The sequence below is a fragment of the Duganella sp. FT27W genome (genome assembly GCF_009295655.1).
Lineage (GTDB): Bacteria > Pseudomonadota > Gammaproteobacteria > Burkholderiales > Burkholderiaceae_D > Rugamonas > Rugamonas zoogloeoides.
Genome location: NZ_WHIV01000004.1, coordinates 379717 through 399302, shown reverse-complemented (window position 1 = coordinate 399302; position 19586 = coordinate 379717). Strand labels below are relative to the sequence as shown.

15 protein-coding genes are annotated in these 19586 nt (G+C 65.6%); 5 read left to right on the top strand and 10 right to left on the bottom strand.

The window, feature by feature from the left end:
• On the bottom strand, window positions 1-651 hold the full coding sequence (locus tag F8197_RS18940; protein WP_152883171.1) for a pyridoxamine 5'-phosphate oxidase family protein: 651 nt from the start codon (window positions 649-651) through the stop codon (window positions 1-3).
• An 89-nt stretch (window positions 652-740) separates the two neighbouring features.
• Here F8197_RS18940 and F8197_RS18935 point away from each other — a divergent pair, with 89 nt between their 5' ends.
• Window positions 741-2333: a PLP-dependent aminotransferase family protein gene (locus F8197_RS18935; RefSeq protein WP_152883170.1), complete on the top strand. Its 1593-nt coding sequence runs from the start codon at window positions 741-743 to the stop codon at window positions 2331-2333.
• A 115-nt stretch (window positions 2334-2448) separates the two neighbouring features.
• Here F8197_RS18935 and F8197_RS18930 read toward each other — a convergent pair whose 3' ends face one another.
• From F8197_RS18930 to F8197_RS18890, 9 genes are all read right to left on the bottom strand, one after another.
• Window positions 2449-4890 (bottom strand): TonB-dependent siderophore receptor, encoded by a 2442-nt coding sequence (locus F8197_RS18930; RefSeq protein ID WP_152883169.1) that lies wholly within the window; start codon window positions 4888-4890, stop codon window positions 2449-2451.
• A gap of 254 nt (window positions 4891-5144) precedes the next feature.
• Window positions 5145-5918, bottom strand: a complete 774-nt coding sequence (locus F8197_RS18925) for a spermidine synthase (RefSeq protein ID WP_152883168.1) — start codon at window positions 5916-5918, stop codon at window positions 5145-5147.
• Window positions 5919-5980: 62 nt separating this feature from the next.
• Window positions 5981-6514, bottom strand: coding sequence for an FxDxF family PEP-CTERM protein (locus F8197_RS18920; RefSeq protein WP_227012319.1), 534 nt, complete (start codon window positions 6512-6514; stop codon window positions 5981-5983).
• A gap of 241 nt (window positions 6515-6755) precedes the next feature.
• Complete coding sequence (locus F8197_RS18915; RefSeq protein WP_227012318.1) at window positions 6756-8108, bottom strand: PAS domain-containing sensor histidine kinase; 1353 nt, start codon at window positions 8106-8108, stop codon at window positions 6756-6758.
• 41 nt (window positions 8109-8149) lie between these two features.
• Window positions 8150-9505, bottom strand: a complete 1356-nt coding sequence (locus F8197_RS18910) for a sigma-54 dependent transcriptional regulator (protein ID WP_152883166.1) — start codon at window positions 9503-9505, stop codon at window positions 8150-8152.
• Window positions 9506-9543: 38 nt separating this feature from the next.
• Window positions 9544-10779 carry an ABC transporter permease gene (locus tag F8197_RS18905; protein ID WP_152883165.1) on the bottom strand — a complete coding sequence of 412 codons (1236 nt, stop codon included), beginning with the start codon at window positions 10777-10779 and terminating at the stop codon, window positions 9544-9546.
• 9 nt (window positions 10780-10788) lie between these two features.
• Window positions 10789-12105 carry an ABC transporter permease gene (locus tag F8197_RS18900; protein ID WP_152883164.1) on the bottom strand — a complete coding sequence of 439 codons (1317 nt, stop codon included), beginning with the start codon at window positions 12103-12105 and terminating at the stop codon, window positions 10789-10791.
• Between the two features lie 9 nt (window positions 12106-12114).
• On the bottom strand, window positions 12115-12822 hold the full coding sequence (locus F8197_RS18895; RefSeq protein WP_152883163.1) for an ABC transporter ATP-binding protein: 708 nt from the start codon (window positions 12820-12822) through the stop codon (window positions 12115-12117).
• A 22-nt stretch (window positions 12823-12844) separates the two neighbouring features.
• Entirely contained in the window at window positions 12845-14113 is a 1269-nt protein-coding gene (locus F8197_RS18890) for an efflux RND transporter periplasmic adaptor subunit (RefSeq protein ID WP_152883162.1), read from the bottom strand.
• Between the two features lie 232 nt (window positions 14114-14345).
• Between F8197_RS18890 and F8197_RS18885 the strand changes: the two genes are divergently transcribed.
• From F8197_RS18885 to F8197_RS18870, 4 genes are all read left to right on the top strand, one after another.
• Complete coding sequence (locus F8197_RS18885) at window positions 14346-15926, top strand: DNA mismatch repair protein MutS (RefSeq protein WP_227012317.1); 1581 nt, start codon at window positions 14346-14348, stop codon at window positions 15924-15926.
• Window positions 15927-16045: 119 nt separating this feature from the next.
• The gene (locus F8197_RS18880; RefSeq protein WP_152883161.1) at window positions 16046-17653 is read left to right on the top strand and encodes a methyl-accepting chemotaxis protein; all 1608 of its coding nucleotides are present in this window, start codon (window positions 16046-16048) and stop codon (window positions 17651-17653) included.
• Between the two features lie 147 nt (window positions 17654-17800).
• A complete protein-coding gene (locus F8197_RS18875; RefSeq protein WP_152883160.1) occupies window positions 17801-19084 on the top strand; it encodes an SDR family oxidoreductase in 1284 nt (427 codons plus the stop codon).
• On the top strand, window positions 19084-19548 hold the full coding sequence (locus tag F8197_RS18870) for a DUF2269 domain-containing protein (RefSeq protein ID WP_152883159.1): 465 nt from the start codon (window positions 19084-19086) through the stop codon (window positions 19546-19548). The genes F8197_RS18875 and F8197_RS18870 overlap by 1 nt, the downstream gene beginning before the upstream one ends.
• Window positions 19549-19586: the final 38 nt, after the last annotated feature.

Sequence of the window (19586 nt, the reverse complement as noted above, 5' to 3'; positions counted from 1 at the left end):
TCAAGCGCTCTGCCATCCCGATATATGCGCCGGCGCCTCGATGGTGCAGGCCGGATCGGCCACCGGCGCCAGCCGGGTTTGCGCGAACGGCAGCACGCCCGCCCACGCCGGCCAGGGGAGGTCTTCTTCGTCGTCCTTTGGGCCGCCGCTGCGCACCTTGCAGGCCGCTTCGTCGAGCGCGATGCGCATCACGGTTGTCGCTGCGTATTCCTTGTCCGAGCCTGGCCGCACTTCGGCCTGGCGGCCCGGCAGCAACTGCTCCATGAAGTCTTGCATCGCCCGGCGCCGCGCTGCCTCGTCGGCCACCACTTCGAAGCGTCCGTAGATCATCGCCGACCGGTAGTTCATCGAATGGCTGAACGCCGAACGCGCCATCACCAGGCCGTCCAGGTGGGTGATGGTCACGCAGGCATCGCTCTCCTGCAGGCGCTTGAGCATGCGGCTGCCGTTGGAGCCGTGGATGTACAGGTACTCGCCGTCGCGCCAGCAGGCGGTTGGGATGCAGTGCGCGCCCAGGCTGTCGGTAAAGGCGATGTGGCACAGGTAGGCGGCGTCGATGATCGCGTGCAGGGTGGCGGGGTCGTAGTGCGCGTTGGTGGCGACGCGGCGTACGCGGGTGCGCGCGCTGGGGGCGTTGGCGTGGTCGTTCATGTTCTCCATCTCAGAAAAGTGAGACACCAATATAATGCGATGCTGGCCCTGAAATAAGGTCCACAACTATCAGTTTTCATGGAGCCACGATGGACCTTGCCCGGCTGCTTGCCACCTACACGCATCAGCACAGCCACCGCGCCTGGCCGCGCCAGCGCCTGCTGCACGAATGCCTGCGCGCGGCGATCCGCGACGGCACGCTGGCCGCCGGCACCCGCCTGGCCGCATCGCGGGTTCTGGCGGAGGAGTTGCACGTGGCCCGCAACACCGTGCTGTACGCATATGAGCAACTGGCCAGCGAAGGCTTTGTCGTCACCGACCGGCGTGGCACCGTGGTGGCGACATTGGTACCGCTGGCCGCTATCGCAGCTGTGCCGATTGCCACGGCTGCGATAGCGTCCCGGGTGGTGGCGCCGCGGTCAACGGCCGCGCCGCGAGCTGTCGGCACGGCAGCCGGCATGGCCGCCAATACGGCCGCCAATACAGCCGCCAGCACCGTCAGCGGCCTGTCCCAGCGCGCCCGCAACCTGCGCCCGCTCTACGGCACCGCGCAGCGCATGGGCGCGTTCGTCCCCGGCGTGCCTGCGCTCGACCAGTTTCCGATGGCCTTGTGGCGGCGCCTGGTCGATCGCGCCTGGCGTGCACTCACGCCCGCGCAACTGAACTACGGCGATCCTTGCGGCGAAGCGGAACTGCGGGCGGCGATTGCCGACCACCTGCGCGCTGCGCGCGGCGTGGTGTGCGATGCCGGCCAGGTGTTCATCACCGATGGCGCCCAGGGTGGACTGGACCTGTGCCTGCGTGCGCTGGCCGATGCTGGCGACACCATCTGGCTCGAGAACCCCGGCTACGGCGGTGCGCTGGCGGCCGCGCGCGGGGCCAGGCTGGCGGTCACCGGCATCGATGTCGATGACGACGGCATCGCGCCCACGGCCGACGACTGGCTGCTGCGTCCTCCGCGCCTGGTCTATACCACGCCGTCACACCAGTACCCGGTGGGCAGCGTGCTCAGTTTGCGGCGCCGGCTGGCGCTGATCGACGCGGCGCGTATGGCCGGCGCCCTGATCATCGAGGACGACTACGACAGCGAATTCCGCCACGACGGTGCGCCGCTGTCGGCCATGCAGGGTCTGGTGCCTGGCGCGCCGGTGGTCTACCTGGGCACCTTCAGCAAGACCATGTTCCCGGGCCTGCGCATCGGTTTCGTGGTGGTGCCACGGGACCTGGCGCCGGCGTTTGCCGCCATGCGCGCGCAGTCTTATGCGAGCGGGCGCGCGGCCGAGCAGCTGGCGCTGGCCGAATTCCTGCGCAGCGGCCAGTTTGCCCTGCACGTGCGGCGCATGCGGCGGCTGTACCGGCAGCGGCGCGATGCGCTGGCGGTGGCGCTGGAAAAGCACCTGGGAGCGGTGGCGACGGTGCACGGCGCGTCGGCCGGCATGCACTTGTCGCTGCGCTTGCGCGACCAGGAGCTGGACGACGCGGCGATCAGCGCGCAGGCGCTCGCGCAAGGCGTGGTGGTGAACGCCCTGAGCCGCCATGACACGCACGGCGGCTCGGGCTGGAAGGGACTGATGCTCGGCTACGCGCAGGTGCCGGCGGCAGAGATGGACGACCTGGTCAGGCGGCTGGCGGTGGTGGTGCACCTGGCGGCATACAACCGCCGCTACCGTGCGGCAAAGTGACCTCGGAAAACCGTAGCGAGCGGTTCGGTGTCGTCCCGAGTAGCGCAAGCGTACGAAGGTACGCTGAGCAACGCAGGGGCGACACCGGGCCGCGCAGTAGGTTTGCCGGGGTCACTTAAAACGTCGTATCGGCGCGCACGTACATCGAACGGCCATTGACGCCGAACGGGCAGGTTTCCCAGCAGCGCGTAAAGCCCAGTTTCGGGAAGTCGCCGCCGTTGGTCCATTCGGACGGCAACTGGTCGAACAGATTGTTGACGCCCAGGCTCAGGAAGGTGCGCTTGCTGAAGGCGTAGCGCACCGACGTATCGACCAGCCATTTCGCATCCCACGTATGCAGGGGGCTGAAGCTTTGCGCCTGCACTTCGCCGTAGTAGTTGGCGCGGGCGTTGAGGTTCCACGCACCGTTGGTGTAATCGGCCGCCACCACGTGGTGCTTGCGCGGTTGGCCGCGTTCCAGCAGGGTCACCTGCGCCTGGTCGAACAGGGTCTCGCCGCTCAATACCGACGACGTCGAATGGCGCTTGGCCACTTCGGTCTTGTTGAAGCCCAGTTGGCCCGACAGCACCAGCGCCGACGAGGCGAAGCGGCTGGTGTGTTCGGCCACGATGTCGAGGCCACGGGTGCGGGTATCGACCGCGTTGGTGAAGAACTGCGCCTGGCCCACGCCCAGCGGGCGCAGCACGTTGGCGATCGGGCCGCCGTTCGCTTCCGGTGCGATCTCGCTCGAGAACACGATGCGGTCACGGATCTTGATCTGGTACGCGTCCACCGTCAGCGACATGTTCGATGCCGGCCGCAGTACCAGGCCCACGCTGGCGTTGCGCGAAGTCTCTTCCTTGAGCGGGGCGATGCCGAAGGCTTGCGTGACGGCGCTGCCCTGGCGCGCGGTCAGCGTTTCGGTCAGCACGCCGTTATTCAGGTTGGTCGAGACGGAGCTGTAGAACTCCTGCTGCACGCTCGGCGCGCGGAAGCCGGAGGAGATGCTGCCGCGTACGCCCACGGTCTTGGTCGGGTCCCAGCGGGCGCTGAGTTTACCGGTCACGGTGTTGCCGAAGTCCGAGTATTTCTCATAGCGCACGGCGCCGGCCAGCGTGACATTGTCCACCGGCTTGTGCTCGACGTCGAGGAACAGCGCGATGTTGTGGCGGCCGTCATCGACAGCGGTGGCCGGGGTGTAGCCGGGGAAGCCCTGGATGCCCGAGGCGGCAGTGTTGCCGTTCTGGCCCACGATGCGGATGGCCGGGTTGTTGGTGCGGCCGTACTGGTACGAGACCGGGTCACCGGCGACGATCTGGTAGTTGTCGCGGCGGTATTCGAAGCCGGTGGCCACGAACAGGCTGGCGTCGCCCAGTTTGACCGGGCCCTTGATGTCGGCGTTGAAGGTGGTCTGGTTGAATTTCAGGGTGCCGGTATCGGCTTCGCGCGGCGATTCTGCGTAGATGCCGCCGCCCGGTTTCGGTTCGTACCAGTAGCTGGTGTTGATGCTGTCCGATTCGTGGAACGCCAGCTCGCTGGCGCCGTGGTTGATGCTGATGTCGGCCTTCCAGTCATTGGCCAGGTCGCGCCGGTAGCCGAACGCGAACGAGGCGTCCTTGATGTCGGTGTGGATGGCGGGCAGGAAGCCGTTCGGCGACACGGCCGGCACGGTGCGGTCGTCGCCGGCCGAGCGGAAGAAGCCGAACGAGTCGCCCTTGCGCTTGGAGACGCCGCCGAAGGCGTAGAACTCGCTGTCCTTGTCGATCGGCAGCGCGGCATTCCACCAGAAGTACAGGTCGCGGGTATTGCTGTCGCCGATATGTTGCGTGACGCGCGGCGGGTTCACGCGCAGCGAGTCGGCGCCGGCGCGGTTGGTTTCACCGCGCTTGCGCGCTTCGACCGTCAGGTTCAGGTAGCCGCCGTCCTGGCCCAGCGCCACGCCGGTGTTGGCGCTGGCCGAGTACAGGTCGCCGTCGCCTTCCGAGGTGGTGCCGTAGGTGCCGCTCACCGACGTCTCCTTGATCTGCGACTTGAGCACGATGTTGATCACGCCGGCAATCGCGTCCGAGCCGTACTGGGCGGCGGCGCCGTCGCGCAGCACCTCGATATGGTGGATGGCCGCCAGCGGAATGGCGTTGATGTCGGTGCCGGCCGAGCCGCGTCCCACGCTTTGCTGGACGTTGACCAGCGCCTGCTGGTGGCGGCGCTTGCCGTTGACCAGGACCAGTACCTGGTCCGGTCCCAGCGAACGCAGGGTGGCGGGGCGGATGCTGTCAGTGCCGTCGCTGATGAAGGTGCTGGAGAAGTTGAACGACGGGTCCAGCGTCTGCAGCAGCTTGCCCAGCTCCAGCGGGCCGGCGGTCTGCATGTCTTTCAGGCTGATCAGCCCGACGGGGGACGAGGTATCGAGCGCAGTCTTGGCGACCGAGCGCGAGCCCAGTACGACCACAGTTTGTTCTTTGGCGGCCTGTTCCTCGGCGGCCGATTGCGCGCCGGACTGGCCGGCGGCCAGCAGGGCGACGGCGCCGGCAATGATGCCGGCGAGTTGGCTGCGCTTGAAGTGGGGTGCTCTTGTCATGGTCTCTTTCCAGGATTTTTTTGTGGGGAACGCCCGGTGGTACCGGTCGGTCAAAAAATACTAGTCGGAGGCAGGCCCCGCAGCAATGAGGGTTTTCAACCCTCAGGTGGGCAATGTTGCAGAATGAATACTTGGCATGCTGTCATGACGATATTCCGTGCTTTGTAACGCAATGTATCGTATGCTGGGCTGGCACCAGTCACGCCCGCGGCGGCTGCCGCCGCAAAGTGTGGCGCGCCTGCATCGCTGGCGAGCTACCGCTGGTCCAGCATCCAGCCCTTCAAACCGTTGACCCAGGCCTTGGCCGGCAAATTAAGTGTTTTCTTGATTTGCCCGGCGCGCTCGTACAGCACCGAAAAATCGATCACCGGCGCTTCCTTGAAAGCGATCACCACGATGTTGGCGTCGTGCACTTCAGGCAGCCATACCACGGCGTCGAACACCAGTTCCATGGCCTGCAAATTCTTGTCGTAGTTGGAAAAGTCGCCGAAGACATTGGTGGTCATGATGCCGCCGTCGGCCAGGGTGTCGTAACAGGCCTGGTAGAACTCGGGCGAGTCGAGCACCGGGCCGCGCGCCTCCTCGTCGTACAGGTCCACCTGCAACACGTCCACGGTGCCATGGTTGGCGGGGGCGAGCACGAAGTCCATGGCGTTCATTTCGCGCACGTCGAGGCGCTCGTCGTTGGACGGCAGACCGAATTGCGCCTGGCACATGGCGATCACATTGGGATTGAGCTCGGCCACGGTCACGCGCGCTTTCGGAAAGCGCCGGTAGCTGAACTTGGTGAGCGCGGCGCTGCCCAGGCCCAGTTGCACGATGTGGCGCGGACTGTCGTTGAAGAGCAGCCACATCATCATCATTTGCACGTACTCGAGCTCGATGTTGTCGGGCTTGGCGATGCGCATGGCGCCTTGCACCCAGGAGGTGCCCAGGTGCAGGCTGCGCACGCCCTGGTATTCGGTGATGGTGGCGGGCGGGTGGCCCGGCTGGTCGAAGCGGGTAGGAATGGAAGACATGGCCGGCATTGTACCGGCTGCCGGCAAAAAAAAGACGCCGCAGCGTCTTTTCGGGTTTGCTGCGCGGAGGTTCAGTTCTTCTTGCGGCGACGGGCCATGAAGCCCAGCAGGCCCAGGCCACCCAACATCATGGCGTAGGTTTCCGGTTCCGGTACGGCCAGCACATTGATGTTGCCGCCATAGGAGCCGCCGCCCGACGAGACGATGCCGCTGACGGTGAGCGTCAGTGGGCCGGCGCCCAGGTACACCGGCGCCAGCGTGAACACGCCTGGCTGGGTTGCCGAGGCGGTGAACGGGTTGTTGTTGAGCGAAGCCGTGATCGAACCGAGGTCGCCAAAGCCGAACAGCGAGAAGTTGATCACGCCGCCGCTGGCCCACACTGGCGTGGTAGGCGATGGGGTGAAGGTGAACACGTCGGTGAAGAAGCCCGAAGCGGCATTGACCGGCGTGTGGCTGAAGCCAGCGGTCCAGTAGCCGGGGTTGGTGCTGTTTTGCTCCAGCTGGATGTCGGGGGTGGATGGACCGCCGTTATACGAACCAGCGTGCGCGCTGGTGGCGATAGACCCGGCGAGCATTGCTGCCAGTGCGATGAATTTTAATTTCATTATATGACTCCGCTTAATAAAGACCCGAGGAAGATTCAAGAAAACGCAAACTACAACGTCAACTTACGATGGGCTCAATTGCTTGTCAATTTTATATTTACTTATGTAATTTCAAACTTTAATAGCTTTTTTGTATCGTGCGGGGCGCAGTGCACAAAAATTACTTTATATTAATTTCCGTTGTGCAAAATTTAAAATTTTATTGTCGAGTTCGCCAATGGCGCGTTGCGTGTAACAGACACTAAAGCATCAGGGTAACTGTCAGTCCGCCGCCTTCGCGATTGCTCAGCGTAATGCGACCGCCGTGGGCTTCGATGATTTCGCGCGCCAGCGCCAGGCCCAGGCCGGTACCGCTGCGCTTGGTCGAGTAGAACGGCACCAGCGCGTTGGTCAGCACCGTATCGCTCATGCCCGGACCGCGATCGTGGACGTCGATGCGCAGCAGATTGTAGTGTCGGCGTATTTCGAGCGCCACCTGGTCGGGCGCGGAGCCCGACTCGTGGGCGTTCTTGATCAGGTTGAGCAGTGCTTGTTCGAGCTGGGCCGGATCGAAGGCGCACGGCTCGGACGGCGGCGAACCGACCACGCGGAACAGGATTTGCTCGCCCAGCGCGGCCAGAAACGGCGCCCAATGCTGCATCGCAAGGCGCGGCGTGGGCAGCTTGGCAAAACGGGCATAGCCGAGGATGAAAGTCTCCAGGTGGCGCGTGCGTTCTTCGATGGTAGCGAGGATATGGGGCAGGCGTTCGGTCTGGCCGCGCCGCACCAGCTCGGCGCCGGAATGGGCCAGCGACGTCAGCGGCGCCAGCGAATTGTTCAATTCGTGGCTGATCACGCGTATCACTTTTTTCCAGGTCTGCACTTCCTGGCGCCGCAGTTCCATGGTCAGCTGGCGCAGCAGGAGCAGTTCGTGGCGGCGACCGTTGAGCTGGAAGCTGCGCCGCGCCAGGTGGTACACATCTTCTTCATCGCCATCGGCCCCGCTGCCGGTTGCGGTGGTGGTAAACAGGCCGTCGCCGCCGCGCGCCAGCGCTTCCGACAGCGCCGGCGACACCTGCGCCAGGATGGCGTCAAGGCGCTGGCCTTCGAGCTTGCGGCCCTCGGCCAGCAACTGGCGCGCGGCGATGTTGGCATAGACCACGGCGCCGCTGTGGCCCGCGCTATCGGCGGTGCCGTTGCCAGTACCGCTGTTTATCAGCAGCATCGCCACCGGGGTGTTTTGCACCATGGTGTCGAGCAGCAATTCACGTTGCACCAGTGCCAGGCGTTGCTGGCGCAGCACGTCGCCCAGCGCGTTGTGGGCGTCCACCAGGTCGCTCAGTTCGTCGTTTTGCGGCCAGCGCAGGGAAAACGAAAAATCGCCGTCCTGGTAGCTGGTGACGGTGCCGGTCAGGGCGCGGAACAGCGACAGCATGTGCTCGAGCTGGGCGCGGATGGTGATGATGGCCAGCGGCAGCACGCACAGCAGGCACAGCGCCAGCACCAGCAGCGGCTGGTCGGGCAGCAGGTGGCTCAGGCCCTGGGCGATCACGATGCCGACCGTGACCAGGGTGGCGACCAGCGCGGTCCAGCGGGTGAGCAGCGAAAGTCGCATGCCTTGCGGGCGCGGATGCGGGCCTGGCGTAGGGGACGACATCAGGGCCGCACGATGCCAAGGCGTTCCATGCGCCGGTACAGCGCCTGGCGCGACAGGCCCAGATCGGCCGCCGCCTGCGCCACCACGCCGCCGGCGCGCGCCAGGGCCAGGCCGATGGCGTCGCGGTCCGGTTCGCGACCGGCGTCGTCCGGTGCAGCACCTGCCGGCGGCGCGGCTGGCGCGGCCGGCAGGCCCAGGTCGCCGACCAGGATCAGCTCGCCCCGCGCCAGCAGGCTGGCGCGCAGCATGACGTTTTTCAGCTCGCGCACATTGCCGGGCCAGGCATGGGCCAGCAGCGCGGCCTGCGCATCGGCATGCAGCTGCCTGCCAGCGCCGAGGAAGTGAACCGCCAGCGGCACGATGTCGGCCGGGCGCGCGGCCAGCGGCGGCACCTTCAGTTCGATCACGTTGAGGCGGTAGAACAGGTCTTCGCGAAAGGTGCCGGCGCGGATCATGGCTGGCAGGTCGGCATTGGTGGCGCTGATCACGCGCACTTTCACTTGCCGTTCACGGTTGGCGCCCAGGCGCTCGAAGCGGCCCGTTTCCAGCACGCGCAGCAGTTTCATTTGTCCGGCCAGCGGCAGGTTGCCGATCTCGTCGAGGAACAACGTGCCGCCATCGGCCGCCTCGAACTTGCCTTCGCGCGCGCGGGTGGCGCCGGTATAGGCGCCCGCTTCGGCGCCGAACAGTTCGGCCTCGATCAGCTCGGCGGGCAGGGCGCCGCAGTTGAGCACCACGAACGGGCCGTCGCGCACGGCGGAATTGGCCTGGATGATGGCGGCAATGCCTTCCTTGCCGGCGCCGTTGGGACCGCTGATCAGCACCGGCACGTCGGCGCGCGCCACCTGGCAGGCCAAGTGGATCACGCGTTCGGTGGCCGGGTCTTGCCACACCATGCCGCGCAGGTCGTGACCCGCTTCGAGCTCGCGGCGCTGGCGCTGCTCGGCCTGCGCGCGGCGGGCCAGGTCGCGCCGCGCCTGGCCCAGGGCGATCAGGTTGTTGACGGTGGCGACCAGGCGGGTGTCGTCCCACGGCTTGGCCAGGTAGTCGGCGGCGCCCGCCTTGACCAGGTCCACCGCCGCGTCCAGGTGGGTCCAGGCCGTGAGCAGGATTACCGGCAGTTCCGGGTGGCGGGCGCGGATGGCGCGAAACAGCGCCACGCCTTCCTCGCCGGAGGTGGTGTCGGCAGTAAAGTTCATGTCTTGCAGCACCAGGTCCACCTGGTGCCGCGCCAGCAGGTCCAGGCCCTCTTGCGGCGAGGCGGCGCGCAGCGTGGCGATGTCGTGCAGCGAGAACAGCACGTCCAGCGCCAGGGCGACGCCGGCGTTGTCGTCGATAATGAGTACGGTAGGCATGCTGTAAGCATAACATTGCCTTCCCACCCCGTGGCCGGTCATGCGCTGCGGGTGGCGGTAGCCGGCGAGATGCTGGCTGCGCGCCAGGCCGGGCCGTACACGGCGGCTATGCCCAGCAGCCACAGCAGGACGGCGCCGCCCGCCAGGTACACTGGTGGCAGGCGTGGCAATTCGAGCTGGCTTACCAGCAGCTGGTTCAGGCCCAGCCCCAGCAGCACGCCGGCCACCACGCCGGCGCTGGTGATCATGAAGTTCTCGGCCAGGAAGTAGCGCAGGATGTCCACGCGCCGGGCACCGAGCGCGCGGCGCACGCCGATCTGCTTGCGCCGTTGCGTAACCCACAGGCTGGCCATGCCGACGATGCCGCTGGCGGTGATCAGGAGCAGCAGCACGCTGACGGTGACCAGCATCCAGGCCATGGCGTAATCGGCGCGGTAGCGGTCCTGGCGGTGCCCTTGCAGCGTGTTGGAGCGCACGATCAGCGGCGTGGGCGACGCGGCGCGGATGGCCGCCTCGGCTTCCTTCATGACGCGATCGCGCTGGCCGGCTTCGGCGCGCAGCGTGTAATCAGCACCGAAGCCGCCCGTCAGGCGCGCCGGTGCGATCAGCGAGAACTCGCCGCGTTCACTGGTCTGCGCGGCTGGCGTTTGCAGCCGTTCCACCACGCCGATGATGCGCATGGCGTTGCGGTCGGCGCCGCTGCCCTGGTAAATGCTTTTCCCGATCACGCTGGCCGCGCCGGGAAACAACTGACGCGCCAGCGCTTGCGAGATGATCACCACCGCAGGCGTGTCGAAGCTGACCGTGGTGTCGATGTCGATGTAATCGGTTGCCGTGAAATCGCGGCCTTCCACCAGCTTCAGACCCCAGGTTTGCACCAGCGAATCGGCGGCCACGTAATGGGTGGTCTGCGCGACCGGCGCGGTCTGGCCTGGCGCGGTGAACAAGGAAAAGTAATTGCCGGAACGCGACAGCGGCGATTGCGTGACGGCTGCCACCGATACTACGCCCGCCACCGCGCGCAGCGTGGCCGTTTCGCGTTGTTGCAAGGCGATTTGTTCCTGGTGGCTGCCCTTGACCAGCTGCCGCACCTGCAGGCCGAATACCTGTTCTTCATGGGCTACGCCGGTGGCACGCGCCGCCACCGCCTGGCGCACTTCGATGATATAGAGCGCGTTGGCCAGGATGGCCAGGCTCAGCGCCACCTGGATCGCCACCAGCAACGGGCCGGTCTTGTTGCGCAATAGCGCGGAGAGTATCGGATGCAATGCCATGACAGTCCTTTATTGTGATTTGAGTTGCAGGGCCGGCGTGACCTGGCAGGCGCGCCAGGTTGGCAGCAGGCCTGCCAGAATGGCGGCGGCTACGGCCAGGCAGAAGGTACTGAGCAACATGATCCAGTCCATCTGGGCGACGACCGTCAGGGCTTTTGATTGCATGGCGATCAGCGCCAGCGCGCCGAAGGCCAGCAGCAGGCCCAGCAGGCCGCCCGCGAGGCCGATCACGGTGGACTCGATCAGGAACTGGCGGAAGATGTCGCGCCGCGAGGCGCCCAGCGCGCGGCGGATACCCACCTCGGCGGCCCGCACCGAAAACTTGGCCAGCAGCAGCCCCACCGTGTTGACCAGGCACAGCAGCAGGAAACCGAACGCCAGCCAGGCCGACAATTTATTGTCGTTGCCCACCACTTTCTGGTGCTCCAGCCACTCCTTGACGTTGTACAGCTTGTTGGGCGCATTGCGCTGCATGCGGCCCAGCTTGCGCTGCTCGGCAGCGTAGCTGTTGACGAAATCCTGTAGTGCAGCGCGGTCGGCGCCGGTTGCGGTTTCGAACCAGAAGTGCAGCCAGGTACATTCCGAATCGAGTACTGCCTGGAAGCCGGCGCCGGGATCGGTGGTACAACTCATGTTGCCGTTGCGCCCGATCTGGCGTTGCACGGCCGTCGACAGCGGCACGTAAAACTGGTCTTCCTCGTCGAAGGCGCCGTCGATGGAGCCGATGATGTGGTGGAAACGCGGCACCACTTTCCAGGTTTCCAGCACGCCGATGACCTGGTAGGCATTGCCGGAAAACGTGATGCGGCGGCCAATCGGGTTGGCGTCGCCGTACAGTTTTTCGGACAATGCACGGCTGAGCACGATGACCGAGGCGCCGGCCTTGTCGTCGGCCGGGCTCCAGCCCTGGCCCACGCGAAACGGTGCGTCGAACATGGCGAAAAAGTCGCTGGTGACAGCTTCGCCGCGCGCGCCGAATACGCCCAGGTCCTTGCGCTCCGCCTCGATCGGCGCGCCGATGCCGTACATCGCGGTGCGGCGCACGCCGGCGCTGCTGGCCAGCAGGTTGACGGCGTCGCGGTAACTCAGTTGCTCATCTTCGAGTTCCTCGCCCGGCTGGTAGTTGCTCAGCGGGCCATTGTCGAAGGTGGGTGCGAACAGGCGGTCGCTCTTGGCCGGAATCGGGTCGCCCGACATCACGTGCAGGATGGTCAGCGTGGAAATACTGGCGGCCACGCCCACCGCCAGGGTGAGCACCATCAGCGCGGTCAGTGCCGGGTTGCGGCGCAGGCTGCGCAGGCCGAGCAGGAAGTAATACTGGAACATGGGATCTCCTCAAGCCACGTGGCTGGTGTCATACAAGGACGGACCCTTGCGCACCAGGTCCGAGACCTGGCCGTCGATGATGTGGACGTTGCGCCGGGTGCGTTCGGCCAGTTCGGGATCGTGGGTGACCATCAGGATGGTGGTGCCCTGGGCATTGATTTCTTCGAGCAGTTCCATCACGCCGCGCGCCATTTGCGTGTCGAGGTTGCCGGTCGGTTCGTCGGCCAGCAGCAGCTTGGGCGAGCCGGCCAGTGCGCGGGCGATCGCCACCCGCTGCTGCTGGCCACCCGACAGTTCTGCCGGGTAGTGCTTCATGCGCGAGGCCAGGCCCACCTTGGCCAGCGCGTCTTCGATGCGCTCGCGGCGTTCGGCGCGGTTGAAACCACGGTAGCGCAGCGGCACATCGACGTTGTCGAACAGCGACAGGTCGGGGATCAAATTAAAACCCTGGAAGATGAAGCCGAGCTTTTCGTTGCGCAGGCGCGAGCGGGCGCTGTCGTCCATGCCTTTGACGTTGACGCCGTCGAGGATGTATTCGCCGTCGGTAAATTCCTCGAGCAGGCCGGCGATGTTGAGGAAACTGGTTTTGCCGGAGCCGGACGGGCCGGTGACGGTGACGAACTCCCCCTGTTCGACATTGATCTCGAAGCCGCGCAGCGCGTGGGTTTCGATCATGTGGGTGCGGTAGACTTTGCTCAGGTTATGCATGCGCAGCATGGTAGGCCTTTCGATGGATGAATTAGTTGTTGATGGAGACGCGGGCGGCGTTCTCGAACGTTTCGCTGCCGGCAATGACGATCTTGTCGCCCTGTTTCAGGCCGTCGAGAATTTCCACTGCCGTGACGCTGGTGGCGCCCAGGCGGATCGGGGTGCGGATGGCCACGCCGTCGCGCACCACATAAGCGTAGCGGCCGCCTTCGGATTCCACGAACGGGCCGCGCTGCACGATCAGCGCGTTGGGTTTTTCGTCGATCAAGAGGCGCGCGGTCACGCGCTGGTTCTGGCGCAGGCCGGCCGGTTGCTGGCCGTCGAAGCGCACCCGCGCCAGCACCTGGTTCTTGACCACCTCGGGCGACAGCGCCGAGAGCTTGCCGCTGGCGTTGCCGGTGCCGTAGTTGATCTCGGCGCGCATGCCCAGGCCCATATCGGCCACATAGGTTTCCGGCACTTCCAGTTCCACTTCCAGCTGCGACAGATCGACCAGCGTCATCAACGGCGTGTTGAGCGGCACCACGCTGCGGTTGGCCACCGACAGCGTGCCGATGAAACCATCGACCGGCGCGCGCACGGTCAGCTCATCCACCCGGCGCTGGGCGTTGGACAGGATCATGCGCTGCTGTTCCAGCTGCTTGATTTTCGATTGCAGTTCCAGCGCCACGTTGTCGCCTTCGAGTTCGGCGGCCTGGCCGGCGTGGCGGGCGCGGATCTGCGCCGAGTTGAGCGCGTCTTTCGCCTTCTGGTAATCGATCTTGGCGACGATGCCGTCGTTGGCCACGGCGTCGTAGCGCTCGAGCGTGCGCTGCGCGGACAGGCGGTCGATCTCGGCGGTGTCGGCATCGCGCCGCGCCAGCAATTGCTGCTTGCGCGCCAGGATGCGCTGGCGCGCCACGTCGGCCTCGATCTGGGCGTAGGCCGATTGTTCGCGTTTGAGCGAGTCGGCCAGGTCCGGCGATTCGAGCACGGCCAGCACATCGTTCTTTTTGACGGTGTCGCCGGCAGCCACCTTGAGGGTGACGGTGGCGGCCGAGGTGGCGTACAGGGTGGGACTGACGGCGGCGACGATGCGGCCATTGACGGCAGCGTCGCGCACCAGCGTACCCCGGCCCACTTCGGCGATGCGCAGGCGCGCGCTCGAGACCGAGTGGTCGGTGTCGCGCCAGGTGTGAACCAGGTAATAGCCGGCCGCCAGCAGCACGGCGAGGCCGGCGGCGATGGCCAGGCGGCGCCTGGTGTGCTGGCCCTTGGGGGCGGTGATGACGGCGTCCTGCTGCGAAGTGTCTCGGATCATGGCGGTTGCTTAAAAATTCAGTAAGCCCTGCTATGCAGTATCCGTGCCAGATGCTAAGTATTTGATTTCATGGGGTTTGCCATGGAGGTGTCCGGTGTCCGCGAGTGTCCGGAGGTGTCCGCAGCTGGTGTCCGGCCACCCGGCCTGTGGTGAGAGACAGAATTTTCAGCGCCGCCTTGATAATCTGGCAACCAAGCCCACTTGATGCTCATTCGAAACTTTTGAGCACCCCATGCCGCTGTTCGCCCGTCTTACCAGCTTGATCAATCTGGCGCTTCCCGCGCTGGCGCCGGTCACCGACCTTCCATTCGCCGCCAGCAAGGTGGCGAAGTATCAGCGCCTGGTGCACGGCGAGGCAGACGCGCTCGATGTCCAGACCTGGGATGATTTGATGTTGCCGCAGTACAGCGCCTGCCTGGCGCCGCAGACCAGTATTTTCGGCCAGCAGGAACTGTACCGGCGCTTGCAAGCGCCCTGTGCCATCGATACTTCCGCGCGCACGCAACACGTGCGCGCGCTGGTGGCCGATGACGCCGCGCGTGAGCGCGTGCAGGCGGCGTGCGAGGGTCTGCGCAGGGCCGAAAGCGAAGTGAGCGAAACCCTGTTCGGTCCGCCGCTGGCGCCAACGCCGCGCTGGGCGCGGTGGCTGGGCGCGCTGCCGTTGGGATTCATGGTCGCAGTCGTGCTGGCGCTGGTGACGGGGGCGTTGCCATGGTGGGGCGTGGCCGCCGCGCTGTGGCTGCTGCTGATGGCGATCCAGATGCGCTTGCAGTACGTCGCCGCCAACTGGCAATTGCAGCTCGATGCCATCGGCCACATGCTGCGTACCCATGCATTACTCGCTGGCCTCGGCGATGCGGTGGCGGCGCCCTTGCGGCCCGACGCCGTTGCTGCCGCCCGGCTCAATCGCCGCCTGTGGCAGCTGTCGTTGAGCTTTGTGCCCGGCTTGCAGGAATATGGTGACTGGGTCCTGCTGCGCAATATACGCCACTACTTCGCCAGCCGGGCGGTAGTGACCGCCCACCTGCCGTTGCTGCGTTCAAGCTTTGTGCGCGTGGCCACGGTCGAGGCGGACCTGGCGCTGGCGCGGCACCTGGTGCGCACGCCGCGCTACTGCTGGGCTGCCGGCGTGGCAGGGAATACCGCCCGCTTTGCGTTCGAGCAGGCCGTGCATCCGTTGATTGAGGTGCCGGCGCCGCTGTCGCTGCGGGTGGGCGACGACGGCCGGGGCGCCTTCATCTCGGGCCAGAACGGCATCGGCAAGAGCACCTTGCTGCGCACCGTGGGCCTGAACCTGGCCACGGCGCGCGGGTTCGGTTTTTGCTATGCCGACGCTGCCGTCACGCCCGACTTGCCCGTGTACGCGAGCATGCAGAACGAGGATACGCTCGAAGGCGGCGAAAGCCTGTACATGGCCGAAGTGCGGCGGGCCGGCGAACTGCTGGCGCTGGCGCGGCGCGGGCCGGCCATCTTTCTCATCGATGAAATCTTCCGCGGCACCAACCAGCTGGAATCGGTCTCCGGCTCGGCAGCGGTGCTCGATACGCTGGCCGAATCCGGCTGCGTGCTGGTGTCGTCGCACAATCTGATCCTGGCGCCGTTGTTGGCGCGGCGGCTGGCGCCGCTGTGCGTGGCGCGCGTGGACGGCCGCCTGCAGGTCGAACCGGGCGTGCTCAAGGAAACCAATGGTATTTCCCTGCTGGCGACGGTCGATGTTGATGGCGTGCTCGCGGCCAAGGCCGGCCGTGTCCATGACCAGCTGGCCGCCTACTACCTGGCCTACCCGCAGGCGTGCGAGTCTGTGCTGGAATAGCCACGGTCAGGCCTTTGCGTGAGCCGATTTCAGCCACTAAATGTCAATTCCTTGGTATATTCGGGCTTCACAGTATTGCCAAGAGGCAATTCTAAATTGATAAGAATGCAGGAGATGCAATGAATAACGTGACCGTACGCGCCAGTTTGCTGGGCGTTTTGCTGGTATTTACTGCGATGCTGCTGGCGGGCGCCGGTCTCGGCGTCCATGCCCTGGGCCAGGCTAACCAGGCAATGTCCACCATGTACCAGACCAGCATGCAGGTCATCGCCATCAACGATGCCTACAAGGACACCACCCGCACCCGCTCGGCCCTGACGCGCGTCCATACCATCGTCAAGGATGGCGGCGCGCCGGCCGACCTGGAAGCGGCGCAGGCTGCCGCCAAAAAGACCTATCTGCGCGGACTCGACTACATCGCCAAGTATGAAAAAGCCGCCGCCTATCCTGGCGAGGATGCGGCGTTGAAGAAATCGCTGGTCGAGGCCGGCCGCGCGCAGTCGGCGGTGCTCGACCGCGCTGCCACCGCGCTGGCCAAGGGCGATTCCGACGCTTATGTCGCCATTAACTTCAAGGAACTGACGCCTACCGGCGCGACCTTCTCGGCCCAGCTGGAAAAGTACCAGAAGCTCAGCGACGAGCAGATGACCGCGCTGATGGATGAGCGCCAAAGCGCCTACACGCTGGTGAAATGGCTGGTGGGTTTTGGTCTGCTGGGCGCGCTGGTGCTGGTGGTGGGCGTGCACCTGCTGCTGAAATCGGTGGTGCTGAATCCGCTCGAACGCGCCGTGGTATTGCTCGACCAGGTGGCCCATGGCGACCTGACCGCCCATATCGACGAGCCGGGCGAGAACGAAGTCAAGCGCCTGCTGCAGGCGATCGCCCGCATGCAGACCGATTTGCTGAGCACCGTGTCGCGCGTGCGCGGCGGCGCCGAGATGATCGACCGCGGCTCGCGCGAACTCGCTTCCGGCAACATGGAACTGTCGTCGCGCACCGAGACCCAGGCCAGCTCGCTGGAGGAAACCGCCGCTTCGATCGAGGAATTGACCAGCACCGTCAAGCAGAATTCGGAAAACGCCCAGCACGCGCGCGGCCTGGTGGAAGGCGCGTCGAGCACGGCCGCCCATGGCGGCGAGGTGATGCAGCAGGTGGTGTCCACCATGAACGACATCAACGAAGCGTCGCGCAAGATCGTCGATATCACCGGCGTGATCGACGGCATTGCGTTCCAGACCAATATCCTGGCCCTGAACGCGGCGGTGGAAGCAGCACGCGCCGGCGAGCAGGGCCGCGGCTTTGCGGTGGTGGCGTCGGAAGTGCGCAACCTGGCGCAGCGCTCGGCATCGGCCGCCAAGGAAATCAAGGTGCTGATCGACGCCTCGGTACAAAAAATCCAGCTCGGCACCGACCTGGTGGAAAAAGCCGGCACCACCATGAACACGCTGGTCGATAACGTCCACCAGGTCACGCAGATCGTTGGTGAAATCGCTACCGCCAGCCGCGAGCAGAGCGAGGGCATCGACCAGGTCAACCAGGCCATCGCCCAGATGGACCAGGTCACCCAGCAAAATGCCGCGCTGGTGGAAGAGGCCGCTGCCGCCACCCAGTCGCTGCAAGACCAGGCCACCGAGCTGGCGCAGACGGTGAGCATCTTCAAGATCGATGCCGGTGGCACCGCTGGCCGTCCTGGCCGGTCAATGAGCCGTAACCTGGCGCTGACGTGATATTCGCTTGACATCGCTGAGAGGGAATTCTATTATTTCTGTAATGACAGAAATTCAGGATTCCCTGTCATAAGCTCTTGGCCGATTCGTCGGTCAAATTTTTACCCATCGATTTCTGTTTTTACAGAAATAACTGACGGAGGCGATATGCGGGTACTGGTGATCGGCGCCACGGGACTGGTCGGCGCCCACGTGTTGCAGGCGTTGCGCGCGGCAGGGGTGGACGCTGACGGCGCCAGCCGTCGCCGCCCGACCGGCGCGGCGGCCCATCACTGGATCGAGCTCGACTTCGGCAGCCTGACCGCCGCCCAGCAATGGCTGCCGCTGCTGCAAGGGTTCGATGCCGTGGTCAACGCCGTGGGCATCATCCGTGAAGCGCGCGCAGGCGACTTCGACCGCCTGCACCGCGCCGCGCCGGTAGCGCTGTTTGCCGCCTGCGAACAGTTGGGGCTGCGCGTGGTGCAGGTCTCCGCGCTGGGCAGCCACCCGCAGGCCACCACCGGCTACTGGCGCAGCAAGGGCGCGGCCGAGGTTGACCTGCTTGGCCGCCGGATGGATGCCACCGTCATCCGGCCGTCGCTGGTCTATGGTGACGACGGCGCCAGCAGCGTGCTGTTCCGCATGCTGGCCACGTTGCCGGTCCTGATGCTGCCTGCTGCCCACCGGGCACTGGTGCAGCCGATACACGTTGCAGACCTGGCCGATGTGGTTGTGCGATTGCTGACCACGCAAGCCACGCTGCCGCGCGAACTGGCCGTGGTCGGCCCGCGCGCCATGACCATGGCCGGCTACCTGGCCGATCTGCGGCGCGGCATGCAGGCGCCTGCCGCCCTGGTGCTGTCGCTGCCGGCACCGGTAGCGCGCGTGGCCGCGCACTTGGCCGCGCTGGCGCCATCGTCCGCCTTTACGCCCGAGTCGCTCCTGATGCTCGAGCGCAGTGCGGACGGTTCCAATACCGCCGACGCAGCGCCGGCACAAGCCGTGCTGGGCCGGCCGCTGCGCGACCCCGTCACCTTTGCCGGGCCGGCGCAGCGTGTGACGGCCGCCTGGTCGTGGGGCGCGTCTGTGGTGACGGTGGCAATCGCGCTGATGTGGCTGATTACGGCGTATGTATCGTGGTTTGCCTGGCCCCACGCCGAGAGCCGTGCCTGGCTGGCCGCCTGCGGCGTGCCGCCCGCATGGCAAGAACCGGTGCTGCTGGCGGCCAGCGTGACCGACGCCGCCATCGGCGTGCTGCTGCTGTTGCGGCCGCGCCGCTGGCTGTGGGCGGCACAGCTGGTGCTGGTGGGCGGTTACACCGCCATGCTCAGCGCATTCCTGCCCGGTTTCTGGCTGCATCCGTTCGGACCGTTGACCAAGAACCTGCCCGTGCTGGCGCTGATGTTGCTGATGTGGCGCGCCAGTCCCCGTCACCATCAAGGAGAAAAATAATGGAATATTTTGCCGTCAAAGTGCTGCACATCCTGTCGGCCACCCTGATGGTGGGTACCGGCTTCGGCACCGCCTTCTACATGTTTTTCGTGAACCGCAGCGGCAATGTGCAGGCGATGGCCGTGGTCACCCGGCTCGTCGCCCGCGCCGACTGGTGGTTCACCACGCCGGCCGTGATCATCCAGCCGCTGTCCGGTTTCTGGATGATCCACCTGGCTGGTTACCCGATGCATTCGCGCTGGATCATGTGGTCGATCGCCTTGTACGTGCTGGCCGGCCTGTGCTGGTTGCCGGTGGTATGGCTGCAATTGCGCATGCGCGACATGGCGGGGGACGCGGCGCGCAACCTGCTGCCGCTGCCGGCCCGCTACTGGCGCTACGAAAAAATCTGGACCGCGCTCGGCTTTCCCGCCTTTGGCGCGCTGATGGTCGTGTACTGGCTGATGGTGCACAAGCCCATATAAACCAATAACAATTCGCCAATAACAATCACAGAAAGGAC

Coding starts and splice junctions, on each gene's coding strand:
- F8197_RS18940 (WP_152883171.1), bottom strand. CDS start 651: ATGAACGACCACGCCAACGCCCCCAGCGCGCGCACCCGCGTACGCCGC.
- F8197_RS18935 (WP_152883170.1), top strand. CDS start 741: ATGGACCTTGCCCGGCTGCTTGCCACCTACACGCATCAGCACAGCCAC.
- F8197_RS18930 (WP_152883169.1), bottom strand. CDS start 4,890: ATGACAAGAGCACCCCACTTCAAGCGCAGCCAACTCGCCGGCATCATT.
- F8197_RS18925 (WP_152883168.1), bottom strand. CDS start 5,918: ATGCCGGCCATGTCTTCCATTCCTACCCGCTTCGACCAGCCGGGCCAC.
- F8197_RS18920 (WP_227012319.1), bottom strand. CDS start 6,514: ATGAAATTAAAATTCATCGCACTGGCAGCAATGCTCGCCGGGTCTATC.
- F8197_RS18915 (WP_227012318.1), bottom strand. CDS start 8,108: ATGCGACTTTCGCTGCTCACCCGCTGGACCGCGCTGGTCGCCACCCTG.
- F8197_RS18910 (WP_152883166.1), bottom strand. CDS start 9,505: ATGCCTACCGTACTCATTATCGACGACAACGCCGGCGTCGCCCTGGCG.
- F8197_RS18905 (WP_152883165.1), bottom strand. CDS start 10,779: ATGGCATTGCATCCGATACTCTCCGCGCTATTGCGCAACAAGACCGGC.
- F8197_RS18900 (WP_152883164.1), bottom strand. CDS start 12,105: ATGTTCCAGTATTACTTCCTGCTCGGCCTGCGCAGCCTGCGCCGCAAC.
- F8197_RS18895 (WP_152883163.1), bottom strand. CDS start 12,822: ATGCTGCGCATGCATAACCTGAGCAAAGTCTACCGCACCCACATGATC.
- F8197_RS18890 (WP_152883162.1), bottom strand. CDS start 14,113: ATGATCCGAGACACTTCGCAGCAGGACGCCGTCATCACCGCCCCCAAG.
- F8197_RS18885 (WP_227012317.1), top strand. CDS start 14,346: ATGCCGCTGTTCGCCCGTCTTACCAGCTTGATCAATCTGGCGCTTCCC.
- F8197_RS18880 (WP_152883161.1), top strand. CDS start 16,046: ATGAATAACGTGACCGTACGCGCCAGTTTGCTGGGCGTTTTGCTGGTA.
- F8197_RS18875 (WP_152883160.1), top strand. CDS start 17,801: ATGCGGGTACTGGTGATCGGCGCCACGGGACTGGTCGGCGCCCACGTG.
- F8197_RS18870 (WP_152883159.1), top strand. CDS start 19,084: ATGGAATATTTTGCCGTCAAAGTGCTGCACATCCTGTCGGCCACCCTG.